This is a genomic window from Trinickia camelliae (genome assembly GCF_053525655.1).
This window is the reverse complement of the sequence record NZ_JBCHAA010000009.1, coordinates 136,359-159,445: the sequence shown is the minus strand read 5'-3', so window position 1 is coordinate 159,445 and position 23,087 is coordinate 136,359. Positions and strand designations below refer to the sequence as shown.

Annotated in this window: 25 protein-coding genes; 13 read left to right on the top strand and 12 right to left on the bottom strand. The window is 63.6% G+C overall.

Features of this window, described 5'->3' with window-relative positions; all coding sequences use genetic code 11:
* Positions 1–27 precede the first annotated feature (27 nt).
* The 4 genes from AAHK20_RS16910 (at position 28) to AAHK20_RS16895 (ending at position 4,124) form a co-directional block, all read left to right on the top strand.
* Entirely contained in the window at positions 28–888 is an 861-nt protein-coding gene (locus tag AAHK20_RS16910) for a MurR/RpiR family transcriptional regulator (protein ID WP_449182635.1), read from the top strand.
* Positions 889–1,042: 154 nt separating this feature from the next.
* Positions 1,043–2,380, top strand: a complete 1,338-nt coding sequence (locus tag AAHK20_RS16905) for an aspartate aminotransferase family protein (protein ID WP_449182634.1) — start codon at positions 1,043–1,045, stop codon at positions 2,378–2,380.
* 72 nt (positions 2,381–2,452) lie between these two features.
* Positions 2,453–3,022, top strand: a complete 570-nt coding sequence (locus AAHK20_RS16900; RefSeq protein WP_449182633.1) for a carboxymuconolactone decarboxylase family protein — start codon at positions 2,453–2,455, stop codon at positions 3,020–3,022.
* A 235-nt stretch (positions 3,023–3,257) separates the two neighbouring features.
* On the top strand, positions 3,258–4,124 hold the full coding sequence (locus AAHK20_RS16895; protein ID WP_449182632.1) for an isocitrate lyase/PEP mutase family protein: 867 nt from the start codon (positions 3,258–3,260) through the stop codon (positions 4,122–4,124).
* On the opposite strand, the gene AAHK20_RS16890 is transcribed toward AAHK20_RS16895, so the two are convergent.
* From AAHK20_RS16890 to AAHK20_RS16870, 5 genes are all read right to left on the bottom strand, one after another.
* The gene (locus AAHK20_RS16890; RefSeq protein ID WP_449182631.1) at positions 4,121–4,423 is read right to left on the bottom strand and encodes a hypothetical protein; all 303 of its coding nucleotides are present in this window, start codon (positions 4,421–4,423) and stop codon (positions 4,121–4,123) included. The two genes, AAHK20_RS16895 and AAHK20_RS16890, sit on opposite strands and share 4 nt — an antisense overlap.
* A gap of 42 nt (positions 4,424–4,465) precedes the next feature.
* Complete coding sequence (locus AAHK20_RS16885) at positions 4,466–4,657, bottom strand: hypothetical protein (RefSeq protein WP_449182630.1); 192 nt, start codon at positions 4,655–4,657, stop codon at positions 4,466–4,468.
* Positions 4,658–4,739: 82 nt separating this feature from the next.
* Positions 4,740–5,285, bottom strand: a complete 546-nt coding sequence (locus AAHK20_RS16880; protein WP_449182629.1) for an RgsD C-terminal domain-containing protein — start codon at positions 5,283–5,285, stop codon at positions 4,740–4,742.
* A gap of 198 nt (positions 5,286–5,483) precedes the next feature.
* Positions 5,484–6,497 carry a DUF2891 domain-containing protein gene (locus AAHK20_RS16875; RefSeq protein WP_449182628.1) on the bottom strand — a complete coding sequence of 338 codons (1,014 nt, stop codon included), beginning with the start codon at positions 6,495–6,497 and terminating at the stop codon, positions 5,484–5,486.
* A gap of 119 nt (positions 6,498–6,616) precedes the next feature.
* A complete protein-coding gene (locus tag AAHK20_RS16870) occupies positions 6,617–7,372 on the bottom strand; it encodes a TetR/AcrR family transcriptional regulator (RefSeq protein WP_449182627.1) in 756 nt (251 codons plus the stop codon).
* Positions 7,373–7,613: 241 nt separating this feature from the next.
* On the opposite strand from AAHK20_RS16870, the gene AAHK20_RS16865 reads away from it, so the two are divergent.
* Genes AAHK20_RS16865 through AAHK20_RS16850 form a run of 4 tightly spaced genes read left to right on the top strand, consistent with a single transcriptional unit; the run spans position 7,614 to position 13,297 of the window.
* Entirely contained in the window at positions 7,614–8,795 is a 1,182-nt protein-coding gene (locus AAHK20_RS16865; protein WP_449182626.1) for an isovaleryl-CoA dehydrogenase, read from the top strand.
* 30 nt (positions 8,796–8,825) lie between these two features.
* A complete protein-coding gene (locus AAHK20_RS16860; protein WP_449182625.1) occupies positions 8,826–10,433 on the top strand; it encodes a carboxyl transferase domain-containing protein in 1,608 nt (535 codons plus the stop codon).
* A gap of 16 nt (positions 10,434–10,449) precedes the next feature.
* Positions 10,450–11,235, top strand: a complete 786-nt coding sequence (locus tag AAHK20_RS16855; RefSeq protein ID WP_449182624.1) for an enoyl-CoA hydratase/isomerase family protein — start codon at positions 10,450–10,452, stop codon at positions 11,233–11,235.
* A 55-nt stretch (positions 11,236–11,290) separates the two neighbouring features.
* The gene (locus AAHK20_RS16850; RefSeq protein WP_449182623.1) at positions 11,291–13,297 is read left to right on the top strand and encodes an acetyl/propionyl/methylcrotonyl-CoA carboxylase subunit alpha; all 2,007 of its coding nucleotides are present in this window, start codon (positions 11,291–11,293) and stop codon (positions 13,295–13,297) included.
* Between the two features lie 58 nt (positions 13,298–13,355).
* Here the strand turns inward: AAHK20_RS16850 and AAHK20_RS16845 are convergent, their stop codons facing one another.
* Positions 13,356–14,156 (bottom strand): phosphate/phosphite/phosphonate ABC transporter substrate-binding protein, encoded by an 801-nt coding sequence (locus AAHK20_RS16845; protein WP_449182622.1) that lies wholly within the window; start codon positions 14,154–14,156, stop codon positions 13,356–13,358.
* A 319-nt stretch (positions 14,157–14,475) separates the two neighbouring features.
* On the opposite strand from AAHK20_RS16845, the gene AAHK20_RS16840 reads away from it, so the two are divergent.
* Entirely contained in the window at positions 14,476–14,787 is a 312-nt protein-coding gene (locus AAHK20_RS16840) for a DUF4148 domain-containing protein (protein ID WP_449182621.1), read from the top strand.
* Positions 14,788–14,898: 111 nt separating this feature from the next.
* Complete coding sequence (locus tag AAHK20_RS16835; protein ID WP_449182620.1) at positions 14,899–15,099, top strand: copper chaperone; 201 nt, start codon at positions 14,899–14,901, stop codon at positions 15,097–15,099.
* Positions 15,100–15,132: 33 nt separating this feature from the next.
* Here AAHK20_RS16835 and AAHK20_RS16830 read toward each other — a convergent pair whose 3' ends face one another.
* A complete protein-coding gene (locus tag AAHK20_RS16830; RefSeq protein WP_449182619.1) occupies positions 15,133–16,656 on the bottom strand; it encodes a CoA-acylating methylmalonate-semialdehyde dehydrogenase in 1,524 nt (507 codons plus the stop codon).
* Between the two features lie 269 nt (positions 16,657–16,925).
* Entirely contained in the window at positions 16,926–17,879 is a 954-nt protein-coding gene (locus tag AAHK20_RS16825; RefSeq protein WP_449182732.1) for a fatty acid desaturase, read from the bottom strand.
* Positions 17,880–18,080: 201 nt separating this feature from the next.
* Between AAHK20_RS16825 and AAHK20_RS16820 the strand changes: the two genes are divergently transcribed.
* Positions 18,081–18,593 (top strand): MarR family winged helix-turn-helix transcriptional regulator, encoded by a 513-nt coding sequence (locus AAHK20_RS16820; RefSeq protein WP_449182618.1) that lies wholly within the window; start codon positions 18,081–18,083, stop codon positions 18,591–18,593.
* Positions 18,594–18,614: 21 nt separating this feature from the next.
* On the opposite strand, the gene AAHK20_RS16815 is transcribed toward AAHK20_RS16820, so the two are convergent.
* From AAHK20_RS16815 to AAHK20_RS16805, 3 genes are all read right to left on the bottom strand, one after another.
* A complete protein-coding gene (locus AAHK20_RS16815; RefSeq protein ID WP_449182617.1) occupies positions 18,615–19,370 on the bottom strand; it encodes a CDP-diacylglycerol diphosphatase in 756 nt (251 codons plus the stop codon).
* A gap of 19 nt (positions 19,371–19,389) precedes the next feature.
* Complete coding sequence (locus AAHK20_RS16810; protein ID WP_449182616.1) at positions 19,390–20,289, bottom strand: ferritin-like domain-containing protein; 900 nt, start codon at positions 20,287–20,289, stop codon at positions 19,390–19,392.
* Between the two features lie 146 nt (positions 20,290–20,435).
* Positions 20,436–20,651, bottom strand: coding sequence for a DUF6566 family protein (locus AAHK20_RS16805; protein WP_449182615.1), 216 nt, complete (start codon positions 20,649–20,651; stop codon positions 20,436–20,438).
* Positions 20,652–20,934: 283 nt separating this feature from the next.
* Between AAHK20_RS16805 and AAHK20_RS16800 the strand changes: the two genes are divergently transcribed.
* Together AAHK20_RS16800 and AAHK20_RS16795 are read left to right on the top strand one after the other, a co-directional pair.
* Positions 20,935–21,414, top strand: coding sequence for a GNAT family N-acetyltransferase (locus AAHK20_RS16800; protein WP_449182614.1), 480 nt, complete (start codon positions 20,935–20,937; stop codon positions 21,412–21,414).
* 24 nt (positions 21,415–21,438) lie between these two features.
* On the top strand, positions 21,439–22,107 hold the full coding sequence (locus tag AAHK20_RS16795; RefSeq protein WP_449182613.1) for a MarC family protein: 669 nt from the start codon (positions 21,439–21,441) through the stop codon (positions 22,105–22,107).
* Between the two features lie 41 nt (positions 22,108–22,148).
* On the opposite strand, the gene AAHK20_RS16790 is transcribed toward AAHK20_RS16795, so the two are convergent.
* Entirely contained in the window at positions 22,149–23,051 is a 903-nt protein-coding gene (locus AAHK20_RS16790; protein WP_449182612.1) for a LysR family transcriptional regulator, read from the bottom strand.
* Between the last annotated feature and the right edge of the window lie 36 nt (positions 23,052–23,087).

Genomic DNA, 23,087 nt, shown 5'->3' with positions numbered 1-23,087 from the left:
TGTCACAATCGTTTTGCGGTGCACCACATGCCCGATAGCTTCGATCAGCTAGCCTCCCTGATCCGCGCCCAGTTTTCCGAAATGAGCCCGCAGTTCCAGGCGGGCGCTGCCTTTTTGCTCGACCATCCCGACGAAATCGCCGTGTCGTCGATGCGCAAGATCGCCGAGCGCGCGCAGGTGCAACCGGCCGCGCTCGTGCGGCTGTCGCAGCAACTCGGGTTTCCCGGCTGGAACGAGTTGCGCGAGCTGTTCGTCGCGCGTGTTCGCACGCGGCCGGAGCCGTTGACCGACCGTGCGCGCTCACTCGTCAAATCCCCGGCGAAAGAAGCGCTCGCGCACGATCTGCTCGCCGCGCAGCACCAGAATCTCAACATCACCGGCGCGCACAACGCGAGCCTGATCGTCGATGCCGCGAAGCTCTTGCGCAAGGCGACGCACGTTCATGTCGCCGGATTCCGCTCGTGCTATCCAGTGGCGTTCGGGTTTGTCTACGGCTACCGGCTGTTTCGGTCGTCGGTATCGCTGCTGACGGGCGAAGGAGGCACCCTCGAAATGCAACTGCGCGGCATCGAGAAAAACAGTGCGACGATCGTCGTGGGCTTTGCGCCGTACTCAGTCGAATCGGCGCGCGTCGCGGCCGCTGCCGTCGAGCGCGGCAGCAAGCTCATCGCGATCACGGATAGCGCCGTCGCGCCGATCGCGCTCAATGCCGACAAAGTTCTGATCTTTTCGCACGAGAGTCCGTCGTTCTTTCCGTCGCTCGTGGCCGCGTCGGCGATCGCCGAATCGCTCGTCGCGCATTTGCTTGCGCTCGAAGGGGATGACGCTGTCGCCGCGCTGGAGAAGGCAGAAGCCGAGCTGCATGGCAAGGGCGCATACGTGGCTTGAAGGTTCACGGCTGCGCCACGCCAGGGGTTTATGTTTTGTTGTGTTTGATGTCGCGCATGACAACATTTGTTGTTGTAGAATGCCCACAAAGCTTCATTCGAAGCGAAGTGCGTGCATTGCTACTGCCGACTCGCGAAACAGCAAAGGAAACAGCATGACCACCGTCTTTCACCGCGCCCCCAAGCGGACGCTGCCGGTTGCCGTTGCGGGCGACGGCATCGAAATCATCGATTCCACCGGCAAGCGCTACATCGACGCCTCGGGCGGCGCGGCGGTTTCGTGTCTCGGTCACAGCAACCAGCGCGTGATCGATGCGATCAAACGGCAGGCGCAGCAGCTCGCGTACGCGCACACGTCGTTCTTCACGACGCAGCCGGCCGAGGAACTGGCCGACTGGCTCGTCGAGTGCGCGCCGCAGGGGCTCGAGCACGTGTATTTCGTATCGGGCGGGTCCGAGGCGGTCGAGGCGGCGCTCAAGCTCGCGCGCCAGTACTTCGTCGAAAAGGGCGAGCCGGAGCGGCGCCACTTCATCGCGCGGCGGCAGAGCTATCACGGCAATACGCTCGGCGCGCTCGCGATCGGCGGCAACGCGTGGCGCCGCGAGCCGTTCCTGCCGCTGCTGATCGAAGCGCATCACGTGAGCCCCTGCTACGCGTATCGCGAGCAGCGCGAGGGCGAATCCGACGACGCGTACACGCAGCGCCTGGCCGACGAGCTCGAAAGCAAGATTCTCGAACTCGGGCCGCACACGGTGGCGGCGTTCGTCGCGGAAACGGTGGTGGGCGCAACGGCCGGCGCGGTGCCGCCGGTGGGCGACTACTTCCGCAAGATCCGCGCGGTCTGCGACAAGTACGGCGTGCTCCTGATCCTCGATGAAATCATGTCGGGCATGGGACGCACCGGCTACCTGTACGCGTGCGAAGAAGAGGACATCGCTCCCGATCTGCTCACGATCGCCAAGGGCCTCGGCGCGGGCTATCAGCCGATCGGCGCGACGCTCGTCAGCGGCAAGATCTACGACACGATCGTCGGCGGCTCGGGGTTCTTTCAGCATGGGCACACGTATATCGGGCACGCCACCGCCTGCGCGGCGGCGCTCGAAGTGCAGCACGTGATCGCCGAAGAGCGCCTGCTGGACAACGTCAAGGCGCGCGGCGAGCAGTTGCGCGCGCGCTTGCGGGAACATTACGGACAGCACGAATTCATCGGCGATGTGCGCGGCCGGGGGCTCTTCGTCGGCGTCGAACTCGTGCAGGATCGCGCGAGCAAGGCGCCATTCGACAGCAAGCTCGCATTGAACGCAGCCATCAAGCGCGAAGCGATGCAGCGCGGGCTGATGGTGTATCCGATGGGCGGCACGGTCGACGGCGCGACGGGCGACCACGTGTTGCTCGCGCCGCCGTTCATCTGCACCGCGACCGACATCGACAACATCGTCAGCCGCTTGACCGATGCGATCGAAGGCGCGCTGCGCGGCGCCGGCGTGCGCTAAAGACGATAGCCACGGCGCCGTTTAGCGGCATTGATCGCAACACTTGCAACGAACTCCATTCACGACACCACCATGACCGATCGCTCATCCGCTGCGCGCCTGCCCGTGTTCGACAGAGCGCAAGCCACGCCGGAACAGGAAGCAGTGCTCGCCGACATCCTGTCGGGGCCGCGCGGTAATCTGAACGGCCCGTTCCTCGGCTGGATTCATAGTCCCGAACTCGCGCAGCACGCCCAGCGTCTCGGCGCGTTCTGCCGCTATCAGACCGGCTTGCCGCTGCGCTTGTCGGAGCTGGCGATTCTCGTCACGGCCGCGCGCTGGCAAGCGCAGGCCGAGTGGTACATCCACTATCCGATCGCGCTCCAAGCCGGCTTGCCGGCCGCGACGGCGGAGGCGATCCGCACGGGACAGCGTCCCGATTTCGAAGACGCCGACGACGCGCTGATCTTCGATTTCGCCACCGAGCTCTATGAGGCGAAGCGCGTGTCCGATGCGACGTTCCGCAAGACGGTCGAGCGCTTCGGGCATTCGGCGACGATCAACCTGGTCGGTCTGCTGGGTTATTACGCGCTGGTGGCGATGACGCTGAACGTGTTCGACATGCGCGCTGACGGGCAAACGGAGCTGCCGTTCCCCGAGTGACGCAGTGGCCTCGCGCGGTTCGAGCGCGACGCTTCGAGAAATGCACGACAATGACGGCCCGCCGGTTTCCTCAGAGAAATCGGCGGGCCGTTGCTGTTTGTATGGCCGGCATGGCGTGCATCGACATTTCAGCGCAAAGCGTAACGTCGATAGCGGAGCTTGGCTTATCGTGTAGTTGAAACGCGGCATGCGGCTGCCAGTTTTCGAACCCCCATCCTTGAAGGCGGAACAGGCTATGAACACGCAGAGCACTCAACAGCAGCAAATCGACAAAGCGCGCGCGTTTCGCGCGTATCACGAGGCGCCGGGCGCTTTCATCATTCCGAATCCGTGGGACATCGGCACGGCGCGGCTGCTCGCGCAAGCCGGCTTCAAGGCGCTAGCGACGAGCAGCGCCGCCTACGCGTTCTCGCTCGGCTTGCCCGACAGCGCGGTCGGACGCGAGCAGATGCTCGTGCACCTCGCGGAGATCGCCGGCGCGACCGATCTCCCGGTGAGCGCGGATCTCGAGAACGGCTTCGGCGATGCGCCCGAGGACTGCGCCGAAACGATCCGCCTCGCGGCGCGGGCGGGCGTGGTCGGCGGTTCGATCGAAGACGCGACGACGCGCGTCGACGATCCGATCTACGCGCACGACGCGGCCGTGGAGCGCTTGCGCGCCGCGGTGGAGGCGGCGCGTGCATTGCCGTTTCCGTTCACGCTGACGGCTCGCTGCGAGAACTACCTGTGGGGCCGTCCGGATCTCGACGATACGATTCGCCGCTTGCAGGCGTATCAAGAAGCGGGCGCCGATGTGCTCTATGCGCCGGGTCTCAAGACGCGCGAAGAGATCGCAACGCTCGTGCGTTCGGTCGACCGTCCGGTCAACGTCGTGATGGGTCTGCAGGGCGTGCGCATGAGTCTCGATGAACTGGCGGAGCTTGGCGTGAAGCGTGTGAGCGTCGGCGGTTCGCTTGCGCGCGCGGCGTTCGGCGCGTTCTTGCGCGCCGCGCGCGAAATGAGCGAGCACGGCACGTTCAGTTACGCGGACGAGGCGATTCCGAGCAAGGAGATCAACGAAATGTTTGCGCGCGCAGCGAGCGAGGCGCCGCTTCGCCGCTAACGAAAGTGAAAACGATCGCTCTCGAAGGGCTCGCCTTCGAGAGGCTTGCCTTTGCCATCGTGCAGCACGTTGTTGTCGTTCCACGTCGGATAGAACGCCGGCCCGTGGATGACGGGCCACATTTTCGTTCCCGGCATTTTCCCGTTGACGCGCAGCATGCCGCTATTGAGGCGTGTATGACTGGTTGCGACCGGAGGATCGAGCATCGCAAGCTTGGTGCCGCCTGCCTGCGCATGAACGGGAAAACTGACGAGTAGCGGCGCCGCGGCGGCGGCTGCGGCAATCAGTTTAGGCAACATGGTTTCCTCATCAACTTTGGCGTGAGTGAACCGCGGTGGATGTCACCGCGAGAACAATTTCACCAGGAGACCGAGCATGCCGATTGCGATGAACATCCCGGCAAACATGACAGGAAGCACCAGCACGATGACGGAATAGGGGCCGTGGCGCTTGGACGGTGCGCGCTCTCGCGCGGATGCCGATGGGGAATCGGCACGTGATCGCTCGTGAGGGACCTCTTCGCTGGATGGCATCAACCGATCTCCTTTCCATTCCTGGGCGTTCCGAGCATCACGCATTCGAAACTGTGGCGCCCGGCGCGCTCAGATCCGTGCGCTACGTCGCCCAGATGAACACTTCGTGCGCGCGCGTGGCGGACGCAATATTCACCGTACGGCGTTGCGTTTTACCGTCGTGACGCGCGGTGACCGTGTAGCGCCCGTCAGGCAGCGATAACAACATGAAGGGTCCGTGCGAGTCGGTCTTGAGGACCGTCGCGCCATGCGCGTTTTCGATTTGAATGGGGACGTCGGCCAGATATTCGTTGCCGCCGTTCGTCTTGCCCGCGAATTCCAAAGTCAGCGAATAGTTGTGCATCACGCTCTTGATCGCCGCGGATTGATCGCTGCCTATCCCGCCCGACAAATAGCTGATGCTGCCGCTGTGCAGAAGCGGCGGTAATGCCGGCGTTGCGGCCATGGCGATTTGAAACATACCGGCCGAGAGAATCGTGGCTGCACTAATGAACGAAAGCAGACGTAGCTTCATTTCTTTCTCCGTCGAACACGCTTGACGACACAAAAAGACCCCTGCGCTTCGCTTGGTGAAGCGATGTCGTTTTTGCCGAGCCTGAACGAGGACCGGTATGAGTTTTCCGGTCATCTTTGCTCGCCCTGTTCACGTCCGAGTCGAGGCGCAGACCTGAACGGGGATGCTTTTGAGCGTAAGAACGAAACCTTAAAAATGCCTTAATTCATAGGGGTTTTCGCGCTTCGACAATCGCCGGCCGTATGCGATCGGAAGCTGGGTGATCGCGCGCGGCTTTAGAGCTGCTTGAACGGCCGAAGCGACGCTAACGCGTCAGGCGTCCAGCGCAAGCAGCGCAAACGAAGCGAGCCAATGCTCGCCCATGTAGTCGCCTGCGACGTGTTCGAGCGCGGTGCGCAGGTGCAGCTCGGCCGCTTCGTTCAAAAGCGACACGCGGATATCGCCGGCAGGCAAGGCGCGCGCAATCGAGCGCTGACACCACGCGCGGCTGAGATTGAGACCGTCGAGGTGCGCGATCTTGCCGTCGGTGCGGTCGGTGACGGTAGCGGGGGCAAACAACGTTTCAGGCTTGCGTGCGGCCAAATCAGGGAGGAAACGATCGAACCAGGCGGCGAACGCGCCGGCTGGCAGCACGCGCCGCATCAATTCCGCTTCCATCAACGCGGGCGACAGGAACTCGTCGCCGCTCGGCTCCCACGCCTGGCAGCCCGCATCGTTCAGATACCAGCGCTCTGCCGTCAGGACGATCAGCGATTCGAGTGCGCCGTGCGAGGTGCGGCGCGCGAAGTCGAGCGCCAGCGACAGCGCGAACGCCGTGTTGAAATGCGTGCCGACGCGCAGCGGATACGTCGACTTTGGCAGGAACTCGGTGAAGCGTTCGACGAACGCTTCCGTGAGCGGCGCGAGCGTCTTGCTCCAGCGCCCGGCTTCGGGCAACGACGTCATCGAATAGAGCTGGTCCGCTAGGGCGAGGAGCCAGGCCCAGCCATAGGGCCGCTCGAAGCCGCGGTTGTGAGCCAGGTTCAAGTAAGCGAGTTCGCCCGCGACGTTTTCCTCCGTGAAATGCTCGTCGACGACGGCGGCAATGCGCGACGCTTCCGGCAGGTCGGGGTATCGGTCGATGAGGCGCAGCACCAGCCAATAGCCATGCACGCACGAATGCCAGTCGTAGCTGCCGTAGAAGATCGGATGCAGCGCGCGCGGGCTCTGCACGTCCTGCGGCCCGGCCAGCGAGTGGGTGAGCTTGTTCGGATATTCGCGAGTCAGGTGGGCGAGCGCCAGCGAGGCGAACTTCGACGCAATGGCGGGGGTGAGATGAGCGGTCATCGGCGTGTCGTCAGAAGTGGAGTGAGGCGGGCTGACGGGCGGTGCGCGGATGGTGCGCGCGTGATGCAATTCGCGGGTGGGACCGGGCGCTGTCCTGTCAGACGATTCGGCAACGCGAATCAATCTAACACGGGCTTTACGGCCGTGGGTGGCTGGTTCGCCCGCGTCGCCGCCTCGTAGCGGCGCTTCGCTTCGTCCAGATCGTTCTTCAACTGCACGAGCGCGGCCAGCTCCGTTTGCGGCGGCTGCAGCGCGGCCCACAGCACGTCGATCAGACGGTCGGCCGTCGCATCGATGTCGATGCGGCGGTTCGTGAGTGTCGCGTCCCACAGCACATGCTCCATCGGGCCGAACACCATCGAGCGCAGGAGGCGCAGCGGCACGTCGGTGCGGACTTGGCCGATTTCCTGGCCGTGCGCGAGCACGCGCATCAGCGGCGCGGTGTAGCGGCGCTGGAGTTCGGTCAGTTCGTCGCTGAGTTCGTGATGCTTCGTGCGTCCCTCGGACAGCACCAGCGCGCAAAGCCCCGTGCCGTTCAGCAGCATCAGACGCAAATGCGTGCGGACGATGAACGCGAATTGCTGGCGCGTGCCGCCGTCGCGCGGCAGGCCGGTTTCGAACGCGGCGATGATTTCGTCGTACCAATCCGCGATGACGCGCGCACACAGGTCGCGCTTGCCGCGGAAATAGCTGAACACGGTCGCTTCGGAAATACCCACGCGCTGCGCGATTTCGGCGGTGGTCGCGCTCTCGTACCCTTTCTCCGAGAACACGTCGCGCCCCGCCTGAAGGATGTCCTTCACGCGTTGCTGCGATTTGGGCCCTGCCGGCTGGCGGCGCGCGCCTGCGGGCTCGGCCTTGGTTTCCGCCGTCATATGAGTAGTGTTCAGGTTTTGTGGTTTATGCGGTGCGCTTGATGGTGATGTTAGCACGCATTTACAAGGCTTCAAGCCCGGTTACAGAAATCTGAGCGTTACTCATAAAAACCTATTGACGTTTACGTCAATGTAGCGTGAAATTCGCGGTGATCAAGCGCAAGATAGGCGGCGGGCCACGAGTCTGCCAATGCCGCAGTGCCACATCGCGCTTCCCAACTCTGATCGACAGGAGACATCAATGAGCAACTTGCCTGGACTGCAATTCCCGCTTGGCGAAGACATCGAAATGCTGCGCGACACGCTCGCGAACTTCGCCGCGAAGGAAATCGCGCCGCGCGCGGGCGAAATCGACCGCAACGACCAGTTCCCGATGGACCTGTGGCGCAAGTTCGGCGAGCTCGGCGTGCTCGGCATGACGGTCTCGGAGGAGTACGGCGGCGCGAACATGGGCTATACGGCTCACATGGTCGCGATGGAGGAGATCTCGCGCGCATCGGCGTCGGTCGGCCTTTCTTACGGCGCGCATTCGAACCTGTGCGTGAACCAGATCCACCGCAACGGCACCGAAGCGCAGAAGCGCAAGTACCTGCCGAAGCTCGTCTCCGGCGAGCACGTCGGCGCGCTCGCGATGAGCGAGCCGAACGCCGGTTCGGACGTCGTCAGCATGAAGCTGCGCGCCGAGAAGCGCGGCGACCGCTATGTGCTGAACGGCACCAAGATGTGGATCACGAACGGCCCGGATTGCGACACGCTCGTCGTCTACGCGAAGACCGATATCGAAGCCGGCCCCAAGGGCATCACGGCGTTCATCGTCGAAAAGGGCATGAAAGGTTTCTCCGTCGCGCAGAAGCTCGACAAGCTCGGCATGCGCGGCTCGCACACCGGCGAGCTCGTGTTCGAAAACGTCGAGGTGCCCGAAGAGAACATCCTCGGCCAGCTCAACGGCGGCGTGAAAGTGCTGATGAGCGGCCTCGACTACGAGCGCGCCGTGCTCGCGGGCGGCCCGACCGGCATCATGCTCGCGTGCATGGACTCGGTCGTGCCGTATATCCACGATCGCAAGCAGTTCGGCCAATCGATCGGCGAATTCCAGCTGATTCAAGGCAAGGTCGCCGATATGTACACGACGCTGCAAGCGTGCCGTGCGTATCTGTACGCAGTGGGCCGCCAGCTCGATACGCTCGGCAGCGATCACGTGCGCCAAGTCCGCAAGGATTGCGCAGGCGTGATTCTGTACACGGCCGAGAAGGCGACGTGGATGGCCGGCGAGGCGATTCAGATCCTCGGCGGCAATGGTTACATCAACGAGTACCCGGTGGGCCGTCTGTGGCGCGATGCGAAGCTCTATGAGATCGGCGCGGGCACGAGCGAAGTGCGCCGCATGCTGATCGGCCGCGAACTGTTTGCCGAAACGCTTTGATATTGCACGCCGCTGCCCGGAGCTGAATCCATGCCGATCATCGAAACCAAGCTGAACCCGCGCTCGGAAGACTTCCGGGCCAACGCCGCCGCGCTCGAAGCACTCGTCGCCGATCTGCGCGCGAAGATCGAGCACATCGCGCTTGGCGGCGGCGCAGCCGCGCGCGACAAGCACGTCTCGCGCGGCAAGCTGCTCCCGCGCGAGCGCATCGCGCAATTGCTCGACCCCGGCACGCCGTTCCTCGAGTTCTCGCAACTCGCCGCGTTCGGGATGTATCACGATGCCGCGCCGGGCGCGGGTGTGATCACGGGCATCGGGCGCATCGCGGGGCAGGAGTGCGTGATCGTCTGCAACGACGCGACGGTCAAGGGCGGCACCTACTATCCGGTCACGGTGAAGAAGCACGTGCGTGCGCAGGAGATTGCGCAGGAAAACCGGCTGCCGTGCGTGTATCTCGTCGATTCGGGCGGCGCGAATCTGCCGAACCAAGACGAAGTGTTTCCCGATCGCGACCACTTCGGGCGCATCTTCTACAACCAGGCGAATCTGTCTGCGCAAGGCATCGCGCAGATCGCCGTGGTGATGGGCTCGTGCACGGCAGGCGGCGCGTACGTGCCCGCGATGAGCGACGAGTCGATCATCGTCAAGAACCAAGGCACGATTTTCCTGGGCGGTCCGCCGCTCGTGAAGGCCGCAACGGGCGAGGAAGTGAGCGCCGAGGATCTCGGCGGCGGCGACGTGCATACGCGTTTGTCCGGTGTGGTCGACCACCTCGCGCAAAACGACGCTCACGCGCTCTCGATCGCGCGCAACATCGTCGGCAAGCTCAATCGCACGAAGCAGCCGCCCATCGCGCTGCAAGAGCCGAAGCCCCCGCGCTTTGACGCGCAAAGCCTCTACGGTGTGATTCCCGTCGATACGCGCAAGCCGTTCGACGTGCGCGAGGTGATCGCGCGCATCGTCGACGATTCCGCGTTCGACGAGTTCAAGGCGCGCTACGGCACGACGCTCGTCACGGGCTTCGCGCACATCTGGGGGCATCCGGTCGGCATCGTCGCGAACAACGGCATTCTGTTTTCCGAATCGGCATTGAAGGGCGCGCATTTCATCGAGCTGTGCTGCCAGCGCAAGATTCCGCTCGTGTTCCTGCAGAACATCACGGGCTTCATGGTCGGACGCAAGTACGAGAACGAAGGCATCGCGCGCAACGGCGCGAAGATGGTGACGGCAGTGGCCACGGCGAAGGTGCCGAAGTTCACGGTCATCATCGGCGGTTCGTTCGGCGCGGGCAACTACGGGATGTGCGGCCGTGCGTATTCACCGCGTTTTATGTGGATGTGGCCGAATGCGCGCATCTCGGTGATGGGCGGCGAGCAAGCTGCGTCGGTGCTCGCGACGGTCAAGCGCGACGGCATCGAAGCGAAGGGCGGCGCGTGGTCGGCCGAAGAGGAAGAAGCGTTCAAGAAGCCGATTCGCGATCAGTACGAGCACCAGGGGCATCCGTACTATGCGAGCGCTCGGTTGTGGGACGACGGCGTGATCGATCCGGCGCAGACGCGCGACGTGCTCGGGCTCGGCTTGTCGGCCGCGATGAACGCGCCGATCGAAGACACGCGCTTCGGCGTGTTCCGGATGTAACGAGCGGAGACACCACATGCCATACGAAATGCTGACCGTCGAATACGCCGGACGCGTCGCGACGGTGACGCTCAACCGTCCCGAAGTCCGCAATGCGTTCAACGAGGCGATGATCGCCGAGCTGACCGACGTGTTCACCTCGATCAACACGCGCGACGACATTCGCGCCGTGGTGCTAGCGGCGAACGGCGCCGCGTTCTGCGCGGGAGCGGATCTGAACTGGATGAAGAAGATGGCGACGTTCTCCGATGCGGAGAACCGCGCCGACGCGAAACGCCTTGCGAACATGCTGGCCGCGATCTACCGCTGCACGAAGCCGGTTATCGCGCGCGTCTCGGGCGATGTCTACGCGGGCGGCATGGGTCTGATCGCTGCAAGCGACATCGTCGTTTCTGTCGATACCGCGCGCTTCTGTCTTTCTGAGGCGAAGCTCGGCCTCATTCCCGCCACGATCGCGCCGTACGTGATTCGCGCACTCGGCGAACGCGCGTCGCGCCGCTACTTCACGACGGCCGAGCAGTTCGATTGCGCGACGGCGCTCCGTCTTGGCCTCGTCCATGAGGCCGTGAGCGCCGACGCACTCGATGCGACCGTGCAAAAGCTCGCGCAAACGCTGTGCTCGAACGGACCGAGCGCGGTGCGCGAATCGAAGCAGCTCGTGCAGGACGTCGCGGGCCGCGTGCTCGATGAAGCGTTGCTCGACGACACAGCGGAACGAATCGCACGCGTGCGTGCCGGTGTCGAAGGACGCGAAGGTGTCGCGTCGTTCCTCGAAAAGCGCTCCCCCGTGTGGCGCGATTGATCCCGGTATAGCCTTTCGCCCTTAGCCGAACTCCAGCCTCTTAGCGAGACCTTTCATGTTCAACAAGATTCTGATTGCGAACCGCGGTGAGATTGCCTGCCGCGTCGCCGCAACCTGCAAGCGGCTCGGCATCCTGAGCGTCGCCGTCTATTCGGATGCGGATGCGAACGCGAAGCACGTCGCCGCGTGCGATGAGGCCGTGCATATCGGTGGCTCGACGGCGGCGGAAAGCTATTTGCGGATCGAACGCATCATCGACGCGGCGAAGAAGACCGGCGCGCAAGCGGTGCATCCGGGCTACGGCTTCTTGTCGGAGAACGAGGATTTCGCGCACGCCTGCGAAGCCGCGGGCATCGTGTTCATCGGGCCGCCGGTCAGCGCGATTGCGGCGATGGGCTCGAAGGCGGCGGCGAAGGCGCTGATGCACGCGGCGGCGGTGCCGCTCGTGCCGGGCTACCACGGCGACGATCAAGATCCGCAACTGCTGCAGGGCGAGGCCGATACGATCGGCTACCCCGTGCTGCTGAAGGCGAGTGCGGGCGGCGGCGGCAAGGGCATGCGCGTCGTCGAGAAGAGCGCGGACTTCGCGGCCGCTCTCGCGTCGTGCAAGCGCGAGGCGGCGTCGAGCTTCGGCAACGACCGCGTGTTGATCGAGAAGTACCTGACGCGTCCGCGTCACGTCGAAGTGCAGGTGTTCGCCGACAAGCTCGGCGGTGCGGTCTATCTGTTCGACCGCGACTGCTCGGTGCAGCGCCGTCACCAGAAGGTGCTCGAGGAAGCGCCCGCGCCGGGGCTTTCGGCCGAACTGCGCCGCGAGATGGGCGAGGCGGCGGTGGCGGCGGCGCGCGCGGTCGAGTACGTCGGTGCGGGCACGGTCGAATTCATCATGACCGGCGACGCGTTCTACTTCATGGAGATGAACACGCGCCTGCAGGTCGAGCACCCGGTCACCGAGATGGTGACGGGACAGGATCTCGTCGAATGGCAATTGCGCGTTGCCGCTGGCGAACCGCTGCCGCTGACGCAGGATCAACTCAAGCTCGACGGCCACGCGATCGAAGCGCGCATCTACGCGGAAAACCCGGCGCGCGGTTTTCTGCCGTCGACGGGCGCTCTCAAGCATCTGCGCATGCCTGAGGGCGTCGAGTTCACGATTGGCGAGGGCACACGCGCGCCGGTCCGCATCGACAGCGGCGTACGCGAAGGCGACACGATCACGCCGTTCTACGACCCGATGATCGCCAAGCTGATCGTGCACGGTGCGGACCGGGACGAGGCGCTCGCGCGCATGAACCGCGCGCTACGCGCGTGCGAAGTTGTCGGGCCGCATACGAACGTCGAGTTCCTGCAGCGCATCGTCACGAGCGAGCCGTTCGCAACGGCGGATCTGGATACGGGCCTCATCGAGCGTCACCACGACGCGTTGTTCGCACCGGCGCAAAAGCCGGTCAAGGAAGCGCTCGCGCTCGCGTGCGGCGCGTTGATGACGCGCGAAGGCGGCGTCGCGCACGGTGCGTCGCCTTGGGATGGGCTGTCGCATTGGCGGCTGAACGGCAGCTATCGCCAGAAGATCGAATGGCGCGATGTGGAGACGGACACCGCAATCGCCGCGACGTACGTGCGCGACGGCGCATCGCGCACGCTCGAATACGCGGGTGCGAGCGAGCCATTCGAGTGGCAAGCGGGTGAGGGCGCGCACGAATTCAGAGCGACGATCGGCAACTCGCGCGTGAAAGGCCGCGTGTTCATCGACGGCGATGTTTTCCATGTGTTCTGCCAAGGCGCCGCGCTGGCGTTCGAATGGAAGAACCTGCTCGCGCATGCGGCCGACGCCGAGCACGGCGAAGGACGCTTGACCGCGCCGATGCCGGGCAAGGTGATCGCGGTGCTGGTCGAGCCGGGCGCGGTGGTCGAGAAGGGCGCGCCGCTGATCGTGATGGAAGCGATGAAGATGGAGCACACGATCGGCGCGCCGGCGGCGGGCAAGGTGGCCGAGGTGCTGTATGGGGTCGGCGATCAGGTCGCCGATGGTGCGCAGTTGCTCGTGATGGAAGTCGAGTGACGCCGGTTGTCGCTTGAAACAATAGCTTTGCAGGTTCGACGCACGCGTTCGCCGTGCGTCATCCGAGGCGCGGATAGCCAACGGCACGCGCCTCGTCTTCCAATTGCTCGATGCGTGCGTAATCGGCTAGTGAGAGCGTCGAAAAGCGTTTGAGGCGCAGGCGCTGCGCGAGCGGCGAATCCGCTTCGATAGCATCATTCAACGCCACGCGTATCCGCTCGATGAGCGAACTCGGAACCGAGCGCGATGCGATCAACGGCAAGCCGGGCGACGCCGCCGTGTAGCCGATTTCCCTGACAGACTGAGCCAATTCCGGCAGATGGTCGCGCACGAAGGCCATCGTGACGCAGTCGATCGATGCAATATCCGCATGCCCTTGCGCGAGCGCACGCAGCGACTCGATGTGTGAGCCTGTGCGCAAGACGTTGCCGAAGAACGCCCCATCGCGTGCAAATGGCGCCGCCGCGTGCCGCAGCACATTCATTCCGCTATTCGAATCGTCCTGGTTATACGCCGCGCGCAGACCGCGGCAGGCTTCGAGCGTCTGTGCGCTCGCATGGCGGCCTGCGATGAGCACGCTGCAGTAGTTGGCGCCGTTGCAGCCGGGCGCTTCGAAGTGCGGTGTCGCGATCAGTTGCACGTGTTCGCGCACGCCATGCATGAGCGGGTAGCCGCACGTCTGTGAAATGGCGACATCGGTGCGCCGCCAAAACGCATGCAGGTCGTCGCCGGGCTCGGTGATGCGAATGTCCGTTCCGTCTTCGCCCAGCGCCCGCAAGACGTGGCGCAGCAACATGCGCCAGTCCTCGGCGAGCGCAGGACTGACGTTGTACATGGGGAGGGCGGCGAGCCAGGTCATGGGCGTGATTGTCGCGTATTTCCATTTCCATGTCCGCTAACTAGACTCGAGGGGGGAGCGCGTCTCGAGCGCGTGCACTATCGTGGCGCGGGTGGCGTCGGCGGTGGGCGAAGGGGCGGCCGTGGTAGCGCAGATTCATCAGTCGCTGGCTCGTGGTGCGGCGACTGCGGTTGCCGGTGCGCGTCCAGCGAGTTCGTCCGGCTCTGTGTAATAAGTGTTTTGCTCGTCGATGAGTTCAACGTGGACATTGGCCTCAATACAATGACTTCACCTACTCAGAACAACAGTTCTCGGTAAATCCACACCATTGAGGTGAATCATGAACTCCGTTATCAAGGCTATTGGAATCGCTGCGGTTCTTGTCGCTCCTGTCGTCGCCTTCGCGCAATCGAACACGCCCGTTACGCGTGCGCAAGTCCGTAGTGAGCTCATTCAAGTCGAGAAGGCAGGCTATCACGTAGGCGATGGTGATCAAGCGCAGTACCCGACGCAGATCGAGGCGGCCGAGGCGCGTTTGGCTGCGCAAAACAAGGCAGAAAGCGGGTACGGTGGTGTCGCCGGAGGTTCGTCGGCTGCGGGCCGCCCGGCGGTCTCGGGTGCCGATTGGAATGCGATGTATGCTCGCCCGTAATCGCAGTGTCGAGAGGCCATAGTCGCAACCAAGCGCAGTGCGAACCGGCAGTCAGCGTAAGCGCGGGCTGCCGGTGAGCGCGTTAACGAAAGCTCAATGGGAGAGATGGAAATGAAATTCTCCGTGAAGCAAACCATTCGCTCAGACGATATATCGAGAATTGAGCATGCAATGAAATCCGTCGACGCTGACTCGAAGGTGTCTGTCGACATCGACGCCAATACGGTGAGTGTGGATTCGTGGTTGATGCCCGAAGAATTCTTCGTCGCCTTTGACGACGAAGAGTATCAAGTGAAGATTATCGAAGCATAGTTCGTGGGTGGGGCGGATTGGCTTTGCGCCGCCTTACTTGATCACAGGCATCGCGAACTCAGCACCTTTGTCGATGCTGTCGGGCCAACGCTGCATAACGCTCTTGTAGCGCGTGAAAAAGCGCACGGATTCCTGGCCGTACTGGTGATGATCGCCGAACAGCGATCGCTTCCAGCCGCCGAACGAATGCCATGCCGACGGCACGGGCGCCGCCACGTTGACGCCCACCATGCCAACGCGAATCTGCCGGGTGAACACGCGCGCCGAGCCGCCGTCCGTTGTGAACAGCGATACGCAATTCCCCAGTTCGTGCGCGTTGACGAGTGCAATCGCACTCGCGAGATCCGGCACGCGGACCACCGACAGGACCGGCCCGAAAATCTCTTCTCGATAGATGCTCATATCGGGCTTCACGTCGTCAAAGAGCGAGCCGCCGAGAAAGAAGCCCTTTTCGTGGCCGGACACGCTTTGGCCGCGGCCATCGACGACGAGCTTCGCGCCTGCCTCGACGCCCGCATCGATATAGCGCAACACCTTGGCGCGATGCGCGGCGGTGACGAGCGGCCCCATGTCCAGACCGGGCTCCAAGCTGCCGCCGAGCTTGAGCGCACGCACGCGCGGCACGAGGCGCCCGACGAGCTCATCGGCGATGCGTCCGACCGCCACCACCACCGACGTCGCCATGCAGCGCTCGCCAGCCGATCCATAGGCCGAGCCAATCAGCGCATCGATGGTTTGATCGAGATTGGCGTCGGGCATGACGATCGCGTGGTTCTTTGCGCTGCCCAACGCCTGCACGCGCTTGCCGTGTTTTGCGCCTTCGCCGTAGATGTATTCGGCGGTCGGCGTCGAGGCGACCACGGTGATCGCGGCCACATCAGGGTGCTGAATCAGCGCATCGACGGCGCTCTTGTCGCCATGCACGACGTTGAACACGCCTTTAGGAAAGCCTGCCTCGATGAACAGCTCGGCGAGCCGAATCGAAGGCGACGGCGTGCGCTCCGAAGGCTTGAGCACGAACGTGTTGCCGCACGCGGCCGCCATCACGAACATCCAGCACGGCACCATCATCGGGAAGTTGAACGGCGTGACACCCGCGGCCACGCCGAGCGGCTGACGCAGATTCCAGTTGTCGATGTCGCCGCCGATCTGATCGGTGAAATCGGTCTTCAGCAGATTCGGAATACCGCACGCGAATTCGACGACTTCGATTCCGCGCTCCACTTCGCCCTTCGCGTCCGCAAGCAGCTTGCCGTGATCGCGCGCGACGAGCGCGGCGAGTTCGTCCTGATGTTCGTCGAGCAGCTGCTTGAACTTGAACAGCAGCCGGGCGCGCTTGAGCGGTGCGGTTTCGCTCCAGGCCGGGAACGCGGCTTTCGCGGCGGCAACAGCCGTGGCGACATCAGTCGCGTTGGCGAACGGCACGCGAGCCGCGACTCGGCCTTGCACCGGATCGAATACATCGCCGAACTGTCCGCTCACGCCGGTGCTGTGTTCGCCGTTGATGAAATGCCTTAGCTCGCGCACCTGCGCGGCGCCTTGATTGGCTTCACTCATACTTAACTCCTAACAAAAATACCCTGAACGTTGGCGAGAAAAGTCTACGTTTCAGGAGTATTCGCAGGCGCTCTAGCTGTGACGGTTTGGGGACATTTACTGCTCATTTCTGGCCATCGCGTCAAAGCGCCGGATCGTGCCGAATGTCTGCCGACCATTAGGCAATGATCACGTCATAGTCGTTATCGAGGAGAGCGACAAGAAACGTTTCAAACGTTAGCTGAGAAGCAACGCTGGCGGATCCAGACGGGGGATTTAGACGGATTCGATCAAACGGCGTCAGACCGATCGACGCGCACCGGATGAGTCACCGGAGCGAACGCATACAACTTCGCCCATTCACTGTATCCCTTGACGAGAAAACCTCCGGAGCGCTCGATGTATTGCTGGCGCGACGTTTCATAGACTTTCCGAAGCGCAAACCAAGGGACGTAAGGCAAGTCGTGGTGAACCACGTGAAAGTTGTTGTTGAGAAACAGCAACCGCCAAGGCAGCGCAGCCTCGTTGATCACCGATCGGTGTTCGTATGCATCGGCCGCGCGGTGCTCATGAAACGAGCGGACTGATCCAAGCGCAAGCGCCCCATATCCAACGACACCGATAAAAAGCCAGGGCGTGATCCCGCAGCGGGTATCGAGCCAATACACGAGCGCAGCAAGCGTCACACCGTGGATGATCCAAACGGGAGCGTCGCTCAGATCGCCGCGCGTAACTTTATCGAAAGCGTCCGTTACCAGCGCGGCAATCGAAAACGCTGGCCCAATCACTATGCGCCCAACAAACGTATTGCGTACCGTCAAAAGCGCTCGCATCACGCGTCCGTTCTGCTGCCACGCATGCGGCGCCACGAAGAAGCTTTCCGGATCGAGGCCCGGATGCGTCAAGAGCGGATCGTCGTGATGCCGCAGGTGCGAATCGCGATAGATGCCATAGGGAAACCAGACCGCCAGCGGCGCGATACCGAACAGCGCGTTGAGCAGCGGCGAACGGGTAGGGTGGCCATGCAAAAGCTCATGCTGCAGCGACATGTACCACGCGCTTAGCACCGCCAGCACGCCAAGCGCGATCGGAAGTCCAAGTTGCCGGGCATGCAGCGCGACGCCAAACCATCCTCCATAAATCACGGCGATCAACAACCAGGTTGGCCATTCGCTGCGCCAGGTCCATGTGCGGCGCAGGCTCGCAAGCGCGTTGCGCTGATCGTCGTCGAGATAGTTCGCCATCGGCAGGTTCGGTCGGATTGAACTGAGCAATGCGGTCGATCGTAGAGCGGCGCCCGTGCCGACAGAACCAATTTGTTGCGAAATGCTTTTGCCTATTTGGACATTGCGGGCAAAGCGGACCATGGCGCGCAACCGCTCCTGTCCTGCGAGCCAATCGGCTAAGATGCTCGAATACGAACAACATATTCGAGTTCTGACTTTATGACGAAAGCCCCGCGAAAGCATGCCGTTGCGCCGGATGCCCCCGTGATCCCCGGTGTCGGCGAGGGAAAGCGCGGCGAGCAGGGCTACATCGGCTATCTGATGCGCCAGGCCGGCGCGGCGCTTCGGCTGCGGATGGAGCGCGCCCTGGCGGATTACGGCGTGACGCCTCCGCAATTCAACGTGCTGACGATGCTGGTCGCGTATCCGGGCATATCGAACGCGGATGTGGCGCGGCTCTCGATGCTGACGCCGCAGACGGTCAGCGTGATCGTCGCGAACCTGGAACGTTCGGGCGCCATCGAGCGCCGGCCGCACGCGATCCACGGCCGCATTCAGCACATCGATGTGACGCCCGCCGGCAAAGCGCTGCTCAAGTCATGTCGCGAGCGCGTGCGCGAAATCGAGCGGCAATTGCTGAGCGGCTTGAGCGCCGATGAGGAGCGCGTGATTCGACGTTGGCTCGTGAGTGTCGCGATGGAAGGCGGCGGGGCGGAAGCGATAGCGGAATAGCGCGCCGGCGGCCGCCTGTTTTCAGCGATGAGCGACCGCGCAAGCGTGGTCGAGCAGCGGCTCGGCCGAACCGGCGCCGCCCGTGACATCGGTGCCGCTGTTGAGGATCAGCCAGCCGTCGTTCGCGGCGGCGGGCCCGGCGCCGGTCACCAGTATCGTCTGCATGGCCATTTGGTCCGATCCTGTGCGGTCGCGTGCAACGATGTCGAACGGATCGACGTCGAATGCCGGGCCGGTGACGCGCATGATCCGATAGCGGTTGCCGCCGATCGTGTCCCATGTCCATTGGCCGGGCGGGTCGCTGCGATGACGTTCGAGCTCGGCGCTCGTGTCCGCATGCATGCAGTCGATGTGGATGTGCAGTTGCTCTTGCGAGCGCCGGTACTTCGAATTCACTTCGAGCCCGAGCAGATTGTCGGGCAGCGGTTTTTTCAGCGACGCTTCGACGAAACTGCGTGCGGTCCACGCGTCCGCCCAATAGTTCGGCGCGGCGGGGCCGAGCAGCAGCGGGCTTTCGATGCCGGTCACGCGCTCGGTCGGGATCAGCAGATGTTGCGCGACCCCGTTGCGGTCCTTCAGCAGCGCGTAGTGCTGCGTGAGATTGACGTTCGCGCACAGGCCCGTCTTGCCGGTGTTCTGCGCGGCAGGCACGCAGTCGAGATGGACGATGTCCCACAGCGCGTTGGGGTCGGCGGAGGCGATGGTTTCGCAGCCCGTGCTGGCCGCCGCGAAGACCACCGCGGCGAGCACGGTTTTGAGGAAAGGGTTCGAGCGCATCAGGGATGTGACCTTCTTCTTATTTCTTCAAGAAACGCAGCGCGAATTTCGCGAGGCGCGGAACCGTGGCCGGACGCAGCAGACGTTTATCGTAGCCGCTCATGCGAAGGTCGTTCTCGGCGAGGCAGAGCTCGATCAGCGCGCGCGGGCTGAGGGCCTCGCCGACGCTGGCCGCGCCCGTCGCCGCAAATTTCGCGTCGTGCATGACGCCATCGGAATCGATGCCTCTCGCAATGCCGACGCGCTCATAGATCAGGAACACCGACACCGCCCAGACCCGCAGCGTAAACCACGGGCGTTTCCACCACGGCAAGTTCTTGCGGTACCACGCGGCCCAGTTCACGAAGAACAAGATGTGGCGCGCTTCCTCTTGGATGACGGGCTCGAAGGTCTCGACGAGCTCTTCCGGAAAATAGCCCGACTTCTGCGCCGAGCGAAAGAGGCCGAACGCGAAGAAGCTGTCGATGCACTCGCTATAGCCCGTGACCAGCCACGCCCACTCGGGGTCTTTGGGAACGGGATAGTCGGGTTCCGGCGCGAGCTTGATGCCATACGCTTCGACGAGCTTCGACAACACGACTTTGTGGCGCGCTTCCTCGCCGCCGTCCATATCGAGCGCTCGGCGCAATAGCGGGTCGTGCACGGTGGAGGCGAAGGTCGCGACGCGGATCGACGCGCGGCCTTCCGTTTGTACGGCGATGTCCCAGATCGGCAGGGAGGTGATGCGATGCAGCTCGTCGGGCGCGAGCGGCGGCCAATCGATGACGGCGGGCTTGTACGGATTGTGCGTTTCTAGCAGCATCCGGCAGAACATTTGCTTGTGCTCGTCGGAACCGATCCGCACGGGCGTGCGGCCGGGGGCGTTCCAATGGCGCATTGCATGATCTGCCGCTGCTTGTTCTTGCAGCGTTTCGGACATAGCGTAGGCGTAGCTGATGTAGGGCAGGCGCAAAGTTCGGCCATTCTGGCACAGTTCGCGTGGCATTGCCGCGAACCATGCAGTGCCCGCGCAGTGCGCGCGCGGGTGCGGCTAGGCGGTCTACATCGGCACGGCGGGCGGGCGTTTCAGTTACGGCTGTCGATCCACATGCGGCCCCAACGGAACGCGTACGCGAGGGCGTGCTCTTCGTCGAAGAAATAGTCCAGTGCATCGAACGAATAGGCGCGACCTTGCGCGGTGCTGGCTTTCTCGATCGTGATGCCGGCCGCGAACAGCCCGTTCGGCAGGCGTTGCGCCATCGGCGCGACTTCGTAGCCTTTGTAGAGAATGTGTCGGGTCATGGCGTAGACGGCGAGTGCGTTAGAGCAGGACGCCCGCGGCGCGTGGTTCGCGCAAGACAGACTTGGCGGCGGGCACGATGGTCTCTAGCGTAGAAGGCATCGCGCCCCGAGTGAACCAATCATTCGTCGCAAGCTAATCACGGATGCGCGCTAGCTGCCGGCATGACATCGCCCGGCAAGCGCAGCCTGATAGGATGACGTGCCGCTTTAGCAGAAGCGCCCACGGGGCGAGGCCAACTTGCCTTGGTGAAGCGGCGGCGGAATACCAACGAGGGAAACAAGAATGCCGGAAATCAGAAAGGCAACGCGCGCCGACGCGCAGGCGGCGTGGGATATCCGAAAGCTGTCCGTGCTCGCGCAGTGCGAGGGGTTTTATCCCGGGCATCTGCTTGAAGCGTGGACATCCGGCGTGCCGTCGGAGAAATGGGCGGAGCTGGTCGAGCGCGGGTTCTACGTCGCGCACGACGATGCCACCGTGCTGGCTACCGGCATGGTCGCAATCGACACGGGAAGGATCGACGCCATCTTCGTCCATCCGGATCACATGGGCCGAGGCTTGGGCAAGCGCATGATGGATTTTCTGGAAGAACTCGCGCGCGCCCATGCTCTGCCCGAGTTGAGCCTCGATGCGACCTTGAACGCCGCGCCGTTTTATCGACGCTGCGGCTTCGTTGGGGAGACGCTGTCGTTCCATCACTCGCCGCGAGGTTTCTCGCTCGAATGCGTGCCGATGACGAAACGGCTGACCGCTTGCCATGCATGACCGGCGCGACACGGATATCAAAACATGCTGAACGATCTCGTCGAAACCATTTTGCTGATCGTCGCCGGGCTATTTCCGATCATCAATCCGCCGGCCGCGGGCTTCATCGTGCTGAGCATGGTGCCTCACGCGACTGATGCCGAGCGGGCCGAACTCGCTAGGCGCATTTCCCTCAACAGTCTCATCATCCTGCTCGTGTCGCTGTCGATCGGCGCTTACGTGCTGTCGTTCTTCGGGATTTCGATCCCGGTGTTGCGGGTGGCGGGCGGCCTGGTGATCGGCTTCGCCGGGTGGGATCTGCTGCACGCTTCGGCGGATGACGATCGCGAGGCCGAGCCGAACGTGGCGTCGAGCGCGGCTCGGATCGCGACGCTGCGCGCCAAGGCGTTTTATCCGCTCACGCTTCCCATCACCGTCGGCCCGGGCACGATCGCAGTGGCGATCGCACTCGGAACCGGCTCGCCGCGCCAGGGCCTCGAGCCGATTCACCTGGTGGGCGTGGCCATCGCGCTCGCGTTTCTGTGGGCCTGCATCTATGTCTGCGTGAGGTACGCGGCCTACGTCGAAAAGTGGCTCGGCCCGATCGGCACGCAGGTGGCCATGCGTTTGTTCGCGTTCGTGCTCTTTTGCATCGGCTTGCAGATCTTGTGGCTCGGGCTTGCCGAGCTGATCGGATCGGTGCATTTCAAGTAGGCGCTTGGCACCCGCTTAATACCCGCTTGACACCCGCAGCCTCAAGACGCGCGCTTCGAGCCTGACTTAGAAGCCGACTTCATCGCCTCCCTGACGAACGCGACGAAACGCGCGACCACCGCATCCTCGCGATCGGTCGGCCACGCGAGCCCGACGCGCCACTGCGCGGCCGCTTCCTTTAGCGGCAGCACCCACGCGTCGCGCAGCAGGTACTGCGCGCGCGAAGGCAGGAACGCCGCGCCCACGCCGGCCGCGACGGCGGCCAGCAGCGACTGGATGTCGTCGGTCTGCTGAATCACCCTGGGCACGAAGCCTTTCTCGCTGCACCAGCGGTCGATCTGGGCGGCGATCCCTGGGCCGCGGCTGCGCGCGAGCGCGATGAAGCCGAGTTCGTTCAAGTCGTTCAGATTCGACGGGATGCGTTTCCAGCGCGCGTGCTGCGGCAGGGCGAGCGCGAGGGCCTCGTCGATGACCGGAAACGCCGAGAGCGCGGCATCGGCCGGCAGGCGCATGAAGCCGACGTCGAGCTTGCCCGTGAGCATCAGCCGAGTTTGCTCCGATGAGGAAAGATCCTTGAGCGTGACGCTCACGTCCGGATAGAGCGTGCGGAATTCAGCGAGCAATTGCGGCGTCAGTGTCAGGGTCGATAGACATATGCCGACGCGCAGTGCGCCGCGCTTGCCGCTGCTTGCCTCGCGCGCTCGCGCGAGCACTTCATCCGCGTCTCGCACCAGCGCTTCGGCGTCGCCAAGAAAGCCCTCGCCGAACTTGGTCAGTTCGGCGCCGTGCCGGCCGCGCTCGAACAACTTCCCGCCGACGCTTGTTTCCAGCGCCGCGATCTGTTTGCTCAGCGCGGGCTGGCTCAGGTAGAGCGCATCGGCTGCGCGGCCGAAGTGGCGCAGTTCGGCAACCGTGACGAACGCGCGAAGCAGGCGAATTTCCATTCCAATTGGCGATCATATGCGTCAAAACATTCATTT

Bases quoted from the DNA above. Each gene is read 5' to 3' on its own strand.
- AAHK20_RS16910 (WP_449182635.1), top strand. From the start codon at position 28: ATGCCCGATAGCTTCGATCAGCTAGCCTCCCTGATCCGCGCCCAGTTT.
- AAHK20_RS16905 (WP_449182634.1), top strand. From the start codon at position 1,043: ATGACCACCGTCTTTCACCGCGCCCCCAAGCGGACGCTGCCGGTTGCC.
- AAHK20_RS16900 (WP_449182633.1), top strand. From the start codon at position 2,453: ATGACCGATCGCTCATCCGCTGCGCGCCTGCCCGTGTTCGACAGAGCG.
- AAHK20_RS16895 (WP_449182632.1), top strand. From the start codon at position 3,258: ATGAACACGCAGAGCACTCAACAGCAGCAAATCGACAAAGCGCGCGCG.
- AAHK20_RS16890 (WP_449182631.1), bottom strand. From the start codon at position 4,423: ATGTTGCCTAAACTGATTGCCGCAGCCGCCGCCGCGGCGCCGCTACTC.
- AAHK20_RS16885 (WP_449182630.1), bottom strand. From the start codon at position 4,657: ATGCCATCCAGCGAAGAGGTCCCTCACGAGCGATCACGTGCCGATTCC.
- AAHK20_RS16880 (WP_449182629.1), bottom strand. From the start codon at position 5,285: ATGACCGGAAAACTCATACCGGTCCTCGTTCAGGCTCGGCAAAAACGA.
- AAHK20_RS16875 (WP_449182628.1), bottom strand. From the start codon at position 6,497: ATGACCGCTCATCTCACCCCCGCCATTGCGTCGAAGTTCGCCTCGCTG.
- AAHK20_RS16870 (WP_449182627.1), bottom strand. From the start codon at position 7,372: ATGACGGCGGAAACCAAGGCCGAGCCCGCAGGCGCGCGCCGCCAGCCG.
- AAHK20_RS16865 (WP_449182626.1), top strand. From the start codon at position 7,614: ATGAGCAACTTGCCTGGACTGCAATTCCCGCTTGGCGAAGACATCGAA.
- AAHK20_RS16860 (WP_449182625.1), top strand. From the start codon at position 8,826: ATGCCGATCATCGAAACCAAGCTGAACCCGCGCTCGGAAGACTTCCGG.
- AAHK20_RS16855 (WP_449182624.1), top strand. From the start codon at position 10,450: ATGCCATACGAAATGCTGACCGTCGAATACGCCGGACGCGTCGCGACG.
- AAHK20_RS16850 (WP_449182623.1), top strand. From the start codon at position 11,291: ATGTTCAACAAGATTCTGATTGCGAACCGCGGTGAGATTGCCTGCCGC.
- AAHK20_RS16845 (WP_449182622.1), bottom strand. From the start codon at position 14,156: ATGACCTGGCTCGCCGCCCTCCCCATGTACAACGTCAGTCCTGCGCTC.
- AAHK20_RS16840 (WP_449182621.1), top strand. From the start codon at position 14,476: ATGAACTCCGTTATCAAGGCTATTGGAATCGCTGCGGTTCTTGTCGCT.
- AAHK20_RS16835 (WP_449182620.1), top strand. From the start codon at position 14,899: ATGAAATTCTCCGTGAAGCAAACCATTCGCTCAGACGATATATCGAGA.
- AAHK20_RS16830 (WP_449182619.1), bottom strand. From the start codon at position 16,656: ATGAGTGAAGCCAATCAAGGCGCCGCGCAGGTGCGCGAGCTAAGGCAT.
- AAHK20_RS16825 (WP_449182732.1), bottom strand. From the start codon at position 17,879: ATGGCGAACTATCTCGACGACGATCAGCGCAACGCGCTTGCGAGCCTG.
- AAHK20_RS16820 (WP_449182618.1), top strand. From the start codon at position 18,081: ATGACGAAAGCCCCGCGAAAGCATGCCGTTGCGCCGGATGCCCCCGTG.
- AAHK20_RS16815 (WP_449182617.1), bottom strand. From the start codon at position 19,370: ATGCGCTCGAACCCTTTCCTCAAAACCGTGCTCGCCGCGGTGGTCTTC.
- AAHK20_RS16810 (WP_449182616.1), bottom strand. From the start codon at position 20,289: ATGTCCGAAACGCTGCAAGAACAAGCAGCGGCAGATCATGCAATGCGC.
- AAHK20_RS16805 (WP_449182615.1), bottom strand. From the start codon at position 20,651: ATGACCCGACACATTCTCTACAAAGGCTACGAAGTCGCGCCGATGGCG.
- AAHK20_RS16800 (WP_449182614.1), top strand. From the start codon at position 20,935: ATGCCGGAAATCAGAAAGGCAACGCGCGCCGACGCGCAGGCGGCGTGG.
- AAHK20_RS16795 (WP_449182613.1), top strand. From the start codon at position 21,439: ATGCTGAACGATCTCGTCGAAACCATTTTGCTGATCGTCGCCGGGCTA.
- AAHK20_RS16790 (WP_449182612.1), bottom strand. From the start codon at position 23,051: ATGGAAATTCGCCTGCTTCGCGCGTTCGTCACGGTTGCCGAACTGCGC.